The 13,655-nt window shown below is 52.4% G+C and carries 13 protein-coding genes; 5 read left to right on the forward strand and 8 right to left on the reverse strand.

Annotated features, from left to right (window positions below; all coding sequences use genetic code 11):
- Positions 1 to 226: 226 nt before the first annotated feature.
- A complete protein-coding gene (locus Pr1d_RS21385; protein WP_148075431.1) occupies positions 227 to 1,534 on the reverse strand; it encodes an APC family permease in 1,308 nt (435 codons plus the stop codon).
- Entirely contained in the window at positions 1,531 to 2,259 is a 729-nt protein-coding gene (locus Pr1d_RS21390) for a class I SAM-dependent methyltransferase (protein WP_148075432.1), read from the reverse strand. Before Pr1d_RS21390 ends, Pr1d_RS21385 begins: the two co-directional genes overlap by 4 nt.
- A gap of 433 nt (positions 2,260 to 2,692) precedes the next feature.
- Here Pr1d_RS21390 and Pr1d_RS21395 point away from each other — a divergent pair, with 433 nt between their 5' ends.
- The 4 genes from Pr1d_RS21395 (at position 2,693) to Pr1d_RS21410 (ending at position 6,617) form a co-directional block, all read left to right on the forward strand.
- Positions 2,693 to 4,573: an arylsulfatase gene (locus Pr1d_RS21395; RefSeq protein ID WP_238476560.1), complete on the forward strand. Its 1,881-nt coding sequence runs from the start codon at positions 2,693 to 2,695 to the stop codon at positions 4,571 to 4,573.
- Between the two features lie 256 nt (positions 4,574 to 4,829).
- Positions 4,830 to 5,825, forward strand: coding sequence for a glycoside hydrolase family 25 protein (locus tag Pr1d_RS21400; protein ID WP_148075433.1), 996 nt, complete (start codon positions 4,830 to 4,832; stop codon positions 5,823 to 5,825).
- 382 nt (positions 5,826 to 6,207) lie between these two features.
- Complete coding sequence (locus Pr1d_RS21405) at positions 6,208 to 6,417, forward strand: hypothetical protein (protein ID WP_148075434.1); 210 nt, start codon at positions 6,208 to 6,210, stop codon at positions 6,415 to 6,417.
- Complete coding sequence (locus tag Pr1d_RS21410; RefSeq protein ID WP_210417797.1) at positions 6,414 to 6,617, forward strand: type II toxin-antitoxin system RelE family toxin; 204 nt, start codon at positions 6,414 to 6,416, stop codon at positions 6,615 to 6,617. The genes Pr1d_RS21405 and Pr1d_RS21410 overlap by 4 nt, the downstream gene beginning before the upstream one ends.
- Before the next feature lie 50 nt (positions 6,618 to 6,667).
- On the opposite strand, the gene Pr1d_RS21415 is transcribed toward Pr1d_RS21410, so the two are convergent.
- The 4 genes from Pr1d_RS21415 to Pr1d_RS21430 all read right to left on the reverse strand — a co-directional run bounded on the left by Pr1d_RS21415 (position 6,668) and on the right by Pr1d_RS21430 (position 9,755).
- The gene (locus Pr1d_RS21415) at positions 6,668 to 6,919 is read right to left on the reverse strand and encodes a type II toxin-antitoxin system HigB family toxin (protein ID WP_168205398.1); all 252 of its coding nucleotides are present in this window, start codon (positions 6,917 to 6,919) and stop codon (positions 6,668 to 6,670) included.
- Positions 6,920 to 7,113: 194 nt separating this feature from the next.
- A complete protein-coding gene (locus tag Pr1d_RS21420; RefSeq protein ID WP_148075436.1) occupies positions 7,114 to 7,623 on the reverse strand; it encodes a hypothetical protein in 510 nt (169 codons plus the stop codon).
- 231 nt (positions 7,624 to 7,854) lie between these two features.
- Complete coding sequence (locus Pr1d_RS21425; protein ID WP_148075437.1) at positions 7,855 to 8,187, reverse strand: hypothetical protein; 333 nt, start codon at positions 8,185 to 8,187, stop codon at positions 7,855 to 7,857.
- Between the two features lie 593 nt (positions 8,188 to 8,780).
- Positions 8,781 to 9,755: a phosphotransferase family protein gene (locus tag Pr1d_RS21430; protein ID WP_168205399.1), complete on the reverse strand. Its 975-nt coding sequence runs from the start codon at positions 9,753 to 9,755 to the stop codon at positions 8,781 to 8,783.
- A gap of 735 nt (positions 9,756 to 10,490) precedes the next feature.
- Between Pr1d_RS21430 and Pr1d_RS21435 the strand changes: the two genes are divergently transcribed.
- Entirely contained in the window at positions 10,491 to 11,564 is a 1,074-nt protein-coding gene (locus tag Pr1d_RS21435; protein WP_148075439.1) for an anhydro-N-acetylmuramic acid kinase, read from the forward strand.
- A gap of 15 nt (positions 11,565 to 11,579) precedes the next feature.
- Here the strand turns inward: Pr1d_RS21435 and Pr1d_RS21440 are convergent, their stop codons facing one another.
- Entirely contained in the window at positions 11,580 to 12,536 is a 957-nt protein-coding gene (locus tag Pr1d_RS21440) for an N-acetylglucosamine kinase (RefSeq protein WP_148075440.1), read from the reverse strand.
- 24 nt (positions 12,537 to 12,560) lie between these two features.
- Positions 12,561 to 13,460 (reverse strand): N-acetylmuramic acid 6-phosphate etherase, encoded by a 900-nt coding sequence (murQ, locus tag Pr1d_RS21445; RefSeq protein WP_148075441.1) that lies wholly within the window; start codon positions 13,458 to 13,460, stop codon positions 12,561 to 12,563.
- Between the last annotated feature and the right edge of the window lie 195 nt (positions 13,461 to 13,655).

Genomic DNA, 13,655 nt, shown 5'->3' on the forward strand with positions numbered 1-13,655 from the left:
GAAACCTCCTGCATGATCGGTAATTGGCTATCTGAGGGTGTCCGGGAATTTGTTTTCTGTCATTTCGAGGTACTGGTGAGAAACCTGGCTAGATCCCTCGGAGTACCTCGGGATGACAATTCGCTTTGTCCTTGAATATAGCGGGTGCAATTCCCGGACACTCTCGGCTATCGACGTAAGGTTTAGAACCACCGCCGACTTTAACTGCACTTGATAGAAGTCATGCTCAGTTCGAAGAGAAACGTTTGACCGCTAGGTACACCACTATCCCCGACAGCAAAGTGACTGCAGTCGCGATTGCTTCATACGGACGATGATAGGCAGCCAACGCAGCCAGTATCAAGGTTGAACTTACAAAGATACCTGGCGCAAGAAGACCTTCAGTTTTTGGCACATCGCCATGGGATTCGTTCGATAGAATGAATAATGTCGAAACGGTAAGAGCCGCAAACAGCGAGAGGGTGAGCCCTAAATAGGAAAGCAGGGATTGGAGCCCAGAAAAGTAAATCACGAGCAAAACTCCAGTCCCTTGCAGAAGTACCGCATTCGTCGGGGGCGAATCTTTGGTCGCCAACTGGCTGGGAAGCAAGCGATCGGCGGCCATTTTGGCATAGACCCGCGGGCCTGCTACCAATGCCGATGACACGCTGCTGGCTAATCCCAGGCAGATCATTGCCCGCGTGAGCCAAGCGAACCATTCCCCGGCCAACGCCTGCGCAGTGATGGCAGCAACATCGCTTTTACCTGCGATGGCCTGCACTCCCGGCGCAAACAGAAACGCCGCATTCAGCAGCAAGTAAAAAAACGTGACTACGACAGTCCCGTAAATCATTGCTCGAGCAATCGTTGCAGAACCACCCCGCGCTTCCTCTGTAACATACACGGCAGCATTGAAACCGCTATAGCTCAATGAGATCCACATTACCGAGCTAGCGAAGTCTAAGAGGACATTGGGAGGCGGTGAATCCAACGGTCGGCTGAGCGCTGCTCCTCCCTGCCAATTTCCAAACAGGGAGTATGCAACCAACAGGAAGGCGACCAAAAGCACCAACTTGAATCCCACCAATAAGTTCTGACCAATTGCTCCTGATTTGGTGTGGAAGGCGTGGAATACTGTAACCACCAGTACAAGTAGCATTGCCAGGGACTTTGCAGGAAGCCACGCCGGACGACTGTCAGCAGGCCAGGCATAAAGATCGAAGGTAACGGCTGCGAACGCAGCAGCTCCGGTAAAACCTGCCAGAAGGGAAACCCAGCCCCCCAGGAATCCGGCAGCTGGATGAAGAAAGCGAGAGAGAAATACATATTCCCCGCCACTCTCGGCCAAACGGTGGGCGAGTTTGCCATAGCTTAGCGCACCACACAGGGCGATCGCGCCTCCCACTGCCCAGGCCACCATGACTAGCCACGGCGAGCGGAGAGTCGCGACCGAGAATCCACTGGTCGTAAAAACCCCAGCCCCAATCATACTGGCCACCACCAGGGCAGTCAGCGACAGAATGCCCAGGGGCCTCTTTACTTCTTCGCGACTCATGGTTTGCGAAAGCGCAGGAAGTAGTTCTCTTCAAACTGCTCGATCGGTATTTCCTCGACAAACTCAAAGCCAGCTTGCTCGATCTCTCGGCGAAAGACACCCTTCCCGTCCCTCACGTGATCGAGAGTCCACTCGCGTGAAACTCCCGGAATGCGTTCGAAATCAATCACCACCAACTCCCCTCCGTGCTTGAGCGCGCGCTGGATCGATGCCAACGAGTCGCGCGGATGTTCGAAGTGATGATACGTGTCACAAATGAGGGCCTTATCGATGCTCTCGGGAGGCAACCGCACGTTGTCCTGCCCGCCCAACACTGGCGTAACATTCAACAGTCCGTTCGCCTCGGCAATCTGATTGATTCGCTCAATAAACGCCGGGGCGATATCAATGGCTAGAACTTGCCCCGTCGGGCCCACTGCCTTGGCAAAAGGTTCGACGAACAGGCCCGTGCCAGCGCCGATGTCTGCGATACGATCGCCAGCAGTCAGATTCAGCAGGGTGACGATTTTATCGCGAGCCCGGAAGATTTCGCGACTCTCCACTTCAAAGCGAGCTACCCACTCGTCGACGTCCAATTCTGGATCCAAGAAAGCGTCGTTAATTCCGGGTTTTACGCTGGAAGACTCCGCGGGTGGTGCGACCGCTTGGCACGAGCCTTTGCTTGCACAAATGGTGAGCAAAGTCAACGCAAAAGCGAATCGCAGAGCCAATCGGTGGGCAATCATCGCTGTCAATCTCCTTAATCGTGATCCGATGTTCGAACCACTGAAGAATACCCTTGGATCTGTCTGGCAACAACTCTCAATCGGCTCGCAATTGGGATAGAATGATGTCGCCGAGTGCCACTGCTGCCTTGCTCAGCTGTCTCTTCTCGGCATGGTTGCTCGGCTGAAGGAAACCAATAGGGGCATACCAGGGGGTCGGGGGTCATTCAAAACCAAAGAAACCCGACCCCGTTTCTCTGCCGCGGTTATGCACTTCTCCGCACGATAGCTGATGTCCAGTTCGACTTTGGATTGGGAGCAGACAAAGGGTCAAGTGGCCGAAAGACCAGTTACACCAATGGCTCCCGAGCACTTTGAATCAGCGTCTCGAAATCGTGATATTCTATGTATATTGGTGCTTGTTCTCATTTGCTACCTCGTCCAGAGTAACGGCATGCTCAACATTGTCCCGTCGCAGAATCATCTCGTCGAAATGACTCGAACCAATTTCAAAAAGCTCAGGAGAGAGAGCTCTCTGGCTGGCTCCCGCTTGGCAAGTCTTGTTATCACACAAGCGTGCAGCGCTCGCATCTTATTTGCACTTTGCTTTCTACTTGTCGCGACGGTTACCTGGGCTGCTGATCAAAGGCCCAACGTCGTTGTGATTCTGTCAGACGATCAGGGCTGGGGAGATCTCAGCCTCAACGGCAACGTCAATCTCAGCACATCGAATGTTGACTCCCTGGCTCATGACGGCGCCAGCTTCGACCGCTTTTATGTCTGCCCCGTCTGTTCGCCAACTCGAGCCGAGTTCTTGACCGGTCGCTACCACCCCCGGGGTGGCGTTCATGGCGTATCGATGGGCGCCGAACGACTCAATCTCGACGAGAACACCATCGCCGACACGTTTCGCGCAGGCGGCTATGCGACCGGAGCGTTCGGCAAATGGCACAACGGAATGCAGTACCCCTATCATCCGAACGGACGCGGCTTTGATGAGTTCTACGGATTCTGCTCCGGCCACTGGGGTCACTACTTCGCACCGATGCTGGAGCGAAACGGAAAGCTGGTCCGCGGAAACGGCTTCTGCATTGACGACTTCACCAATCAAGCGCTGGCATTTATCGAAGAGAGCGTCAAGCAGAACAAGCCATTCTTTGCCTACCTGCCGTACAACACGCCCCATTCTCCGATGCAGGTTCCCGATCGCTTCTGGAAAAAGTTCGACGGCGCAGATCTGGAGCTGCGCGCTCGCGATACCGAAATGGAAAACCTGCAGCACACGCGAGCGGCTCTGGCGATGTGCGAGAATATCGACTGGAATGTCGGACGACTACTCAAGAAGCTCGATGACCTGAAGGTCGCTGAAAACACAATCGTCGTCTACTTTAGCGACAACGGCCCTAATGGCCATCGCTGGAATGGCGACATGAAGGGGCGCAAGAGTTCGACCGACGAAGGTGGAGTCCGATCGCCTCTGCTGATCCGCTGGCCTGGCAGGATTCCTGCCGGGAGACAAATCGCGGAGAACGGCGCGGCGATTGATCTCTTGCCCACACTTGCTGATCTGGCCGGCGTAGAAGTCGTCAGCAAACAGCCGCTCGACGGAGTCAGTCTGAAGTCCCTACTGACTAGCGACGATTACATGTGGGAAGACCGCATGATCTTCTCTCACTGGCAAGACAAGGTCGCCGCGCGAACCGAGAGATTCCTGCTCGACAATGAAGGACTGCTGCACGAGCTCGACAAGGATCCTGGACAACGCCACGACGTCTCCGAACAGCATCCCGACATCACTCGTCGCCTGAGGAAAGCCGTTCGATCATGGCGGAAGGAATTATTGACTGGCCTGCGAGACGATCAACGCCCACTCATCATGGGGCACCCGGACTATCGCTTCACGCAGATTCCCGCTCGTGACGGCGTTGCCCATGGAAAGATCAAACGATCCTCCAAGCATCCCAACTGCTCGTACTTCACCAACTGGACAAGCACGACCGACGCGATCTCCTGGGAGGTCGAGGCGCCTGACGATGGAGTCTTTGACGTCGAAATCTACTACACGTGCCCAGAAGCTGATGTCGGCTCGACGATCGAACTCAGCTGCGGAGACTCCCGACTGACCGGAAAAATCACCGAAGCGCATGATCCGCCAGCTCTCGGTGCAGAACAAGACCGCTGCCAACGGGACGAATCGTACTACAAGGAATTCCGCCCTATGAAGCTCGGCACGCTGCACGTGAAGAAAGGCAAAGGCACGTTGATGCTCCGAGCTCTCGACATACCCGGCTCACAGGTCATGGAGTTTCGCCTGCTTATGCTCTCGCGGCATTAGGCACGGCGCCGGGTACCATTGCTGGCTTGCCAGCAGTCTCTTCTCGGGACCGGTGCACAGCTGAAGGAAGCTAAAAGGGACCTACCAGGGGGTCGGTGGTCATTCTAAATCAAAGACACACGACCTGCTTTCTCTGCCATTTTGACCTTTCTTACACTGTTTTCTCTGCTCACTTTCAAGAGCTCTACGTTATGCTAAAATCAGGGTGTGACTAGCGGTTTTTTGGGCGGCGCTAAACTTGCTGAAGTTTCAATTCATGAGCCATTTCTATTCCAAACTTGCAGCGCTGTTTCATCGTCGCATGATTTTCATGCTGGGAGTGGCTCTTGTCACGCAGACACCTCTAGCAGCGCAGTTCATCCAAGGGATCGATGTCTCCCATTGGCAGGGGAATATCAATTGGGCGTCGGTAAAGAATGCTGGAGTTGAGTTTGCATTTACCAAGGCCACCGAAGGCGTGGACTTCATTGACGTTCGATATTCTCAAAACATGGCCGGAGCTAGTGCGGCAGGCGTCATGATCGGTCCCTACCATTTTGCCCGCCCAGATAGTTTTGAGAACGATCCGCTTGATGCTGCCAACGAGGCGAATGACTTTGTGGATGCGATCCAAGCATACTATCAAAGCCCCGGGCTTTTCTTACGCCCCGTGCTGGATGTTGAGCGGCTGCCTGATGCCCATCAGATTCCGATTGGAACGACGCAAAAGTCATTCCTCTCCCAGTGGATACGCAATTTTAATGCGGTGGTTGAGACTCGCCTAGGGTTCACGGCGATGATTTATTCAAACAGCAATTACGCGATCAATTATTTTGAGTCGGACATTGCCCAATATGATTTCTGGTTGGCGAATTGGAATTACACCCCGCCGTCGACTCCACCTTCCTCTTTATCGGGCGTTTGGAACGACTGGGACTTTTGGCAATGGACGGACAGTTGGAGTGTGCCGGGAATCGCCGGGCCTGTGGACGGCGACGTCTTTGAGGGATCTATGGCAGATTTGATGCAGTTTCTGGCCGTTCCTGCTTCGGCTGATTTCGACGGAGACGGGGACGTGGACGGCCACGACTTTCTTGAATGGCAACGAGGTGAAACAACCGAAAGTGGAAGCGCGGGGGAGTTGGCTTTATGGCAAGAACAGTATGGAGGCTCTTCACCGCTGATTGCCACTAAGAGCGTACCCGAAGCACCATCGATCTTGTTGGTATCAATTGCCTGGGTGCTTTATGGCTATAAACGAAATCGAGCGTAGGTGCGGGAGTACTCACAGCTTGGAAATTCCAAAGCGGCGGGATTCATTTTCAATCAAAGAAACCCGATCCCTATGCTCTCACGAAAGCGGAATGACTATACATCGACCCATAAATGCCTAAGACCCGAGAAATGAACAGGCACGATTCGAGACTGCGTCAATCTCCGACCTGTTCTCGTCGCAAATGATTACAAGATAGCAGGTTCAATTCTCACTTGGTGCTTGGCTCCGAACATAAAATGGCATCTCCTTTTGCCGCTGACAGTTGACCGGCGATGACCATGGCGGATAATTGAGCTATCCGGTAGGCATCTACTTCCGCCGGCGTTTGGCAATGTCGAAGTATCAAACTGCGAAGTTCTTTATTTGAAAGAGCAGAATTATGGCTCAGGCAAGCATACCACCCGAAATGCTCAAGCAGGCGATGAAAGAAGCACTCGTCGAGACGTTCAGCGAGCAACGTGATCTTCTGCGCGAAGTGTTCGCCGATGTCCTCGAAGAGATCTCCCTGGTTGCAGCGATTGAAGAAGGCCGGGAAACAGACATGATTAATCGCGATCAGGTCTTTGACCTGCTGGACGGTGGGTCGTGAAAACGGCATTCCGCAGAAGCTTTGAGCGCGACCTGAAGAAGCTGCAGAGAAATCGTCAGATGCTTGCTCGTGTCCGCGAGGCAATCGAAGAAGTAGAGGGAGCAGTTGAGTTGGGAGAAATCACGAGTATGAAGAAGCTCAGCGGCGGCAGTGGGGACTACTATCGCATTCGTATTGGCGACTACCGGATTGGTCTTTAATTGGAAGGCGAGATGGCAGTGTTTGTGCGTTGTCTTCACCGACGCGAAATCTACCGTTTCTTTCCCTGAATAGAGCATGTGCATGGTTGGGTGTCCCCATTGCTCACATGGCGGTAATCGTTGCCACAGGCATTAAACACAAGGCATTGCCCCACTTCGTCGGCGTCCGGATACAGTACCCGCACGTCCACTAATCGAGACCAACGGGCCTTGCGTGCGGCTGCCCACCAGTCCTCGAGCCAGCTAGCCGCTTTTGGGTAACGTTGCTTGGCATTTTCAATGGAGGGGCGGGAGTCATTCAAAATCAAAGAAACCCGACCCTTTTTCTTTATCCTTGGTTTCCTTAGATAGCCGTAATGCTTCGGTCTCCGCTTGTGTAGCCGAGGTTCATAGCGGTCGGGAAATTCAAAAGGGAAATTCAAAAGGGTCGGGTGTCTTTTTCAAACAATGACTCCCGACCCATTTGATTGATTCAACATGCCGAGCATTTTTTGATCTAGAAAGTGATCTCATCGTGAGCTTGCCCGCCTTCCTCATCAAAATCAATGTCTTGATCGCAGTTCTCGGCAAGCTCATCAAGGTCTAGGAAAGGTAATTCACGTAGGCTTGCCAAGCTATCATCTAGGCGAGTCTCCAGTTCATCAAAATGTTTCTGCAATTCAGCATATAATTTGCCAAGATGCTCTGCTGCCAGCGCTTTCATGTCTAGGCTTAGTTGCGTGATTGGATCCGATCTTTCATTCCCTTCATCATCCTGCCAATCCATGAGTAAGCACCAATTACTACCAAACCGGCCAAAGCTCAAACTAGTGTTTTCACTATCCATAGGGACCGAAACTTCGATTTTGCCGGACAAATGCTGTAAGAACTCTTCTGCTTCGACTAAAGCATTTGAGAGCAAAGTCGCTTTGGTAGAATAGGATTGTGCTTTCGCGTTGAGCCGCTCTAGCAACTCCACCTTCCTAGATATGGGCGCATCTTTACTTTCCAGCCTCTTTTTGGCCATGGTATCTCCTTCTGACCTTACGGTCTGCCACAAAGGCAATTACATTTTCAGATACGTCAAACCGACATGGTCACCCAAGCCGACTTGCAGCACAACAAAGTGCTGGACGAATATCAAAAGCCGCTTGGTCCTTCACAGAACCTCACAGCAACTACAGTTAAGTATCTCCAATTTGAGCGGGCTGTCAAGTTTTTACCCTATCGGTAGTGGTTCACTTTGAATACAAGTATTTTATTCGTATTCCGTATAGTCTATTGGAGGTTCTTTCATCCAATCGTCATTTTCTGAGTCCGGTAAACCGAGGCAGATATTCTGAGGGCGTGGGTCAAGGTAATAGATTCCGTAGGAACTCTTAAGCGTGAATAAGACAGCGTTCACTTGTGGCCACTGATCGCCAAATTCTGAGCGTCCTAGCGATTCAAAGCGGCGCTTGTCTTGCTCGTCACAGAGATAGCTTGGAGGATGATCTAGGGTGGCTTTTCCAAAGTCGAGTAAATATGGCGGCCTGACAAACGTCATTTCGATTACACGCAGATAAACATCGTGGCCCTCAAGAACAGGCACTTCTAGCCCATGTATACGGTTTACTCCATGATCCTTTAGTCTCTGATAGCATTTGAGTTCAGTGTCAAAGTTTTCTTGCCGATAAAAGGCTTTAATTACCGAGTGACCTGAGGTTTTCCAAACGTGACCCTCCATTCCATGCCCTGGACTATCTTGACGTAAAATCGTTCGGTGTCTAAGCTTAGCGTAGATTTCAGCATTCCTAAATATTTCATCTTCATTACTTAACATGGCAATACAAACCCGAGGACATTCTGCGAAAGTAGGAATCGCCATAAAGGTGGGGACTCGCCGAATTCCTGTTGCCCAAATCGGTAATAGCGGGCTTCTTGTGAGAAATCTTGATGAGCCTGTACCACCTGGGGAGGCCGTCTTGTTGGTCAGGATAGATGATTCGAGAAAAAAGTATCGAATCGTACTTCCCCACGGAATTCAAGAAGCAAATCATTTTGCAAAGTTCTTCTAATAGACTCAGCTATTCTTTTGTGCTTGATGGCAAATAATCCGTCAGCCTCTCCCCCAGCTTCTTTTCCTCAGGGAATTCAAAGGGATCGGGAGTCTTTTTTAACAACACTCTCGCACTCTTTTCTCTGCTACTGTGATCGCAAAAGTTTTCCCAGTTCTTCATTGATCACTGATAATCTTTTTCTGGGTGCTTCAGCGGATTCTTGAAAACGAACGGCCTCCAGAATATTCAGAATGAAATACATGCCTTTATAAATTGCGATGCGAGCAGGGTCACTAGTTTTCACTAAGTTCTCGCCGTAGCCTTGCCAAAAAGTCTCTGGCACACCGTAAAGAATCAAGACCCAATCACTAGCCGGGTCGCCCCAAAAAGCCCGCTCCGCATCGAAGACTGCCTTGATGTGAATATCCGCACCTGCTCCGTCAATAATGACATTTCTTGGCCAGAGATCGCCGTGGAGCAGTTTTGCCGTTTTGACCTGGTCCAATGTCTGAAAAAAATACGGCAAGTAGCTGCGATAAACCTCGACCTCTTCACAGAAGACACCGACTCGCCGGCAATCTTCGATCATGCCTTCCACATTGTCAGCAATAAACTGAGACCAGCGACTAAAACCTTGCAAAGGGGCAGGATAACCAAACTGCTCTCCGCAGCAATTGTGCAATACTCTGGCAAACGCCCCCAGTTGCTTCCACAGCTCGGCGTTCTCTGCTTCAGAGAGTGAGGAGATCACCTCATGCCAGAGCCTGCCCTGAATCCAACGCTGCAAAAAGGCATCCCGGCCGTCTATTTTGAAAAACGACAGATACTCAGGAATCAACGGACTGAGCGATTGCAATTGCAGGCAGATCGATTGCTCCCGCTGCATCAAAGAACGTTCACAATAAAAGACATCGGCACTCCCTGTAGGTGCCACCTTTAAGATGTAGGCATTTTGTGATGTGTCAACGCGGTAAGTATTATTGAACAGGCCAGCGTTCAGTTCCGTCACCTTAGTAATCTTTTCGTGCGCTAGCACATCGTTGAGCTGCAACAAGAGTTCCTGCTGATTGACAGGCTGTTGAAAGGCTGCCCCATCCCGTGCTATTTGATGTATTTCCACAGTCCGGCCCATTGGATCTTTCTATCAAGGGTTCGATCGGAGACCAATCGAAATGTGTCGTTTTTATTGAATGGCTCTAGTTTAACCTGCTTCGGCGGGTCGCGGCATAAGGCACGAGTTAGAGTTTCTCCTCGTTTTTGGCCACCCGATCTGCTATACTGAACCTGCGTACACATACTATTCGCAGGCAGTCAAAAAGCGGCTTTCGGCCTCCATTACTGGAGTACCGCTTGCTGATGACTGATCGCCAACCACCACTAACAGGAGTCATTGCCGTGATATTGAGGGTATCCGGAATTTTCACTTACTGCATTCAGCGGCAAAGTGAACTGTCATCCCGAGGTACTCCGAGGGATCTGACCAGATTTCTCGGGGTACCTCGAAATGACAAGTATCGAGTACCCAGATCCCCTCATATGACATTAGCAATGCGCCCACAACTGGTTGCCAACGCACGCAAGCGAAGAGCAATCTGCTCGCCGAGAGGGCTCAGCACAGAGTACGATGAGGCTACTCAGACGGGGAGTTTTTTTGTAAAAACTCCAAAAATGCCGAGGCAGACAAATCCTCCTAAGCCTTTGCTTGCCAACGTGTTGGAGCGTGGCCGGGTGCCGAAATGAGGGTTAATTTTTTTTTGTAGAATTGGTTTTTCACAAAAAGCAGCGTTCCGCGGGTGTCATCTGAACTACCCCAAGGTCGCCATTGCGCCGAGGAAATAGGAGCCTAGGAAACAGGATGAGCACGATTGCAGCCGGATTTATGAGTGGAACTTCCTGCGATGGCGTGGATGTTGCCGTGCTTGATACGGACGGCATGAACAAGGTCGCAGTGCGCGCTGGGTTGACCCACCCCTACGACGCGGCACTTCGCGCTCGACTGTTGCAAGCTTCACAGCAAGAAATACCCTTGGCAGACCTGCTCCGCTTGGAGCGGGATATTTCGTTGCATCATGTTCGAGCCTTCCAACTTCTCGCGGATGCCGATCCTTCGCTACGCTCCGAGGTTGAGATTCTGGGATTTCACGGACATACCGTGCGACATATTCCTGAAGAAGCGCTTACCTTGCAGATCGGTAATCCATGGATATTGGCCGAGGAGCTTGGCATTGCTGTGGTTGCCGATTTTCGGCGTTGTGACTTGGCGGCGGGTGGAGAGGGAGCTCCCTTGGTTCCCCTCTATCATCAAGCACTGTTTGCCAACGAAGAATTGCCGACGATGGTGTTGAATCTAGGTGGCGTAGCGAACGTCACCTGGCTGGGTGATTGTGGACAAATTATTGCTGGTGACACGGGTCCTGGTTGCGGGCTCATTGATGCCTGGGTTCAGAAGATGGTCCAACTTCCCTTTGACCGCGATGGCAAACTCGCCTTGTCTGGTACGGTGAACAACGAAGTACTCGAGGCTGCACTTGCTGCGGACTTCTTTTCTCGCTCGCTCCCCAAATCAGCCGACCGCTATGACTTTGATCACGTCGATGTCTCGGGATTGAGCGTAGCAAATGGTGCGGCAACCCTCTGTGCGATTACCGCTGAAGCTGTTTATCGTGCAGCGCAGAAACTACCGAGCATGCCCAAGCAGCTTTTGGTCACAGGCGGAGGAGTCCATCACCCGCTGATCATGCGGTTTCTGCAAGAGCGATTCGGAGAAGTCCGAAGTGTAAGCGAACGAGGAGTCGATCCCGACTCGCTCGAAGCGCAATGCTTTGCCTGGCTAGCCGTCCGGCACATGAAAAAGCTACCGCTGACGATTCCCGAAACAACGGGCTGCGCGAGACCGCTCGTCGGCGGTGTGACCGTGCATGCCAAGTGAAGTTCAACTACTCGGTCAGGCGCTCGACTGACTAGTGATTTCGCACATCGCTACTTTGAGGCAACCATTGACAGGATCAGTAACCAATTGCACTGAATCAGGAGACACCCCGCGTGCAGCCAACTCACCGAGCAACGCTTCTCGAATCAATTGGCTCCCACTCAGCACCCCCCCGGCGAGCGCCAGAGGAAATCGCATTCCGAGCTCGAGCTGTTTCGCTGCAGCGACGACGAGCGCGGCTAGATGACCTGCAGCCTGGGAGACGATCTCAAGCGCAGCGGTATCTTGTTGGTCTGCAGCGATGCTTACCAGGTCGGCCAGTCCCGCAATTGCCGACCGTACGTCGCCACATCGTGCAAGTGAGGTCAGCATCTCTCGCGGATCGGATATCGATAGCCGATCGAGGATTGCCTCCAATAGCTGAGTCGCAGGCGAGCGACCATCACTCGCCAGTGATGCAGCTCTCAAGGCAGCTTGCCCCAGCCAGAAAGCGCTCCCTTCATCGCCGAACCAATACCCCCAGCCACCCACAACAGCCGTCTTGCGATTGGAATCCGCGGCAAACGCTACAGACCCCGTCCCTGCGATCAACGCCACGCCGCTTCCATCAGGAGTGCCCGCTGCCAGTACCGGCAGAGCGTCATGCACAATCGAGAGCTTGTGTGCGATGCGGTTCTCAGTGTTCCATTGTTGTAGAAGGGATTGCGCTTCTGGTCGGCCAGCACCGGAGAGCCCCAAGACGGCGAGCGACACAGATTCCGGTGCCACCTGGGCATCGGACCACGCTTGATCGAGAGCCTCAGCAAGATTCTCCAGGGCCTTTTCAGGCCCAACGGCTTTTAGATTGGAACTACCCGACTGTCCTCGCCCGACGACATGAAAAGAACCATCAGGAACGACTTGCGCCAGGCAGGCAACGGTCTTGGTCCCCCCACCATCTATTCCAAGGATTAGATTGTGATTTTCAGACATGACCCCTTGCTCCCAATTGTTATCTCAATCGGGATCGTTTTCCAAGGCTTGGCGCAAGTGGCCTCCATTGGCTTGCAACCGCTGGCGGGCCTCGTCCGGCGAGAGGTTCAATCGTTGAGAAACGATCGCGACTTTGAGTTCTCCACCACACTGATGAAGCTGGATCGCCGCATCTTCTGGAGAGATCATTGCCAGTTTAGCAAGAATGCGTCTACTTCGTTCGGTGAGTTTGGTATTCGTGGCCTGCAAGTCAACCATGAGATTCCCATAGGTTTTTCCGAGCCTCACCATGGCACCGGTAGAAAGCATGTTGAGCACCATCTTGGTAGCCGTGCCTGCTTTCATCCTTGTCGAACCGCTCAGGATCTCAGGTCCCACGACTGGAGAAATCGTAAGATCGGATCGGGTGTTGATCGTCGCATTATGATTGCAACTGAGCCCAATTGCGTACGCACCCTGACTGCGTGCATACTCCAACGCACCAGCGACGTAGGGAGTACGGCCACTCGTAGCGATCCCAACAACAACGTCGTTGCTACAGAGTTCAATGTTTTTCAAGTCTTGTTTGGCAAGTTCTGGTGAGTCTTCAGCCCCTTCGACAGCTCGCAGGACCGCAGTTGGGCCGCCCGCGATAATCCCGACGACTTGAGAAGGGTCAGAATTGAAAGTGGGAGGACACTCTGCAGCATCCAAAATACCCAGCCGACCCGAAGTACCCGCACCAATGTAGATGAGTCTTCCACCGTGACGGAGGCGATGCGCGATGACCTCGATAGCTTTAGCAATCTGCTCTGACTGCTGAGCGACGGCATCGGCGATCCCTGCGTCCTCAGAATTAATGAGCGCAACGATCTCGCGAGGGCTCAGGCTATCTAGGGCTTCGGAAGCAGGATTGCTTAGCTCGGTAGTAAGATGTTCCAACATAATTCTCATTGTAATCTACGACTGTAAAGATAAGTAGCTATCGTGCGCTAAAACGAGAAAGAGTTGCGCATTGTGATGTTGGTAGCATCACGCTTTGTTTCATAATCCACCTTGGTACTATAGACTTATCAGCGGCAGCAGCCAGCGAACTGGGGTGGTAGTTCTACCCAGACTTCACTAACTCCTACAATCGCC

It is taken from the genome of Bythopirellula goksoeyrii, assembly GCF_008065115.1.
Lineage (GTDB): Bacteria > Planctomycetota > Planctomycetia > Pirellulales > Lacipirellulaceae > Bythopirellula > Bythopirellula goksoeyrii.

What these genes read in the sequence shown, in the direction of transcription:
- Pr1d_RS21385 (WP_148075431.1), bottom strand. Translation starts at nt 1,534, where the DNA reads ATGAGTCGCGAAGAAGTAAAGAGGCCCCTGGGCATTCTGTCGCTGACT.
- Pr1d_RS21390 (WP_148075432.1), bottom strand. Translation starts at nt 2,259, where the DNA reads ATGATTGCCCACCGATTGGCTCTGCGATTCGCTTTTGCGTTGACTTTG.
- Pr1d_RS21395 (WP_238476560.1), top strand. Translation starts at nt 2,693, where the DNA reads ATGCTCAACATTGTCCCGTCGCAGAATCATCTCGTCGAAATGACTCGA.
- Pr1d_RS21400 (WP_148075433.1), top strand. Translation starts at nt 4,830, where the DNA reads ATGAGCCATTTCTATTCCAAACTTGCAGCGCTGTTTCATCGTCGCATG.
- Pr1d_RS21405 (WP_148075434.1), top strand. Translation starts at nt 6,208, where the DNA reads ATGGCTCAGGCAAGCATACCACCCGAAATGCTCAAGCAGGCGATGAAA.
- Pr1d_RS21420 (WP_148075436.1), bottom strand. Translation starts at nt 7,623, where the DNA reads ATGGCCAAAAAGAGGCTGGAAAGTAAAGATGCGCCCATATCTAGGAAG.
- Pr1d_RS21435 (WP_148075439.1), top strand. Translation starts at nt 10,491, where the DNA reads ATGAGCACGATTGCAGCCGGATTTATGAGTGGAACTTCCTGCGATGGC.
- Pr1d_RS21440 (WP_148075440.1), bottom strand. Translation starts at nt 12,536, where the DNA reads ATGTCTGAAAATCACAATCTAATCCTTGGAATAGATGGTGGGGGGACC.
- murQ (WP_148075441.1), bottom strand. Translation starts at nt 13,460, where the DNA reads ATGTTGGAACATCTTACTACCGAGCTAAGCAATCCTGCTTCCGAAGCC.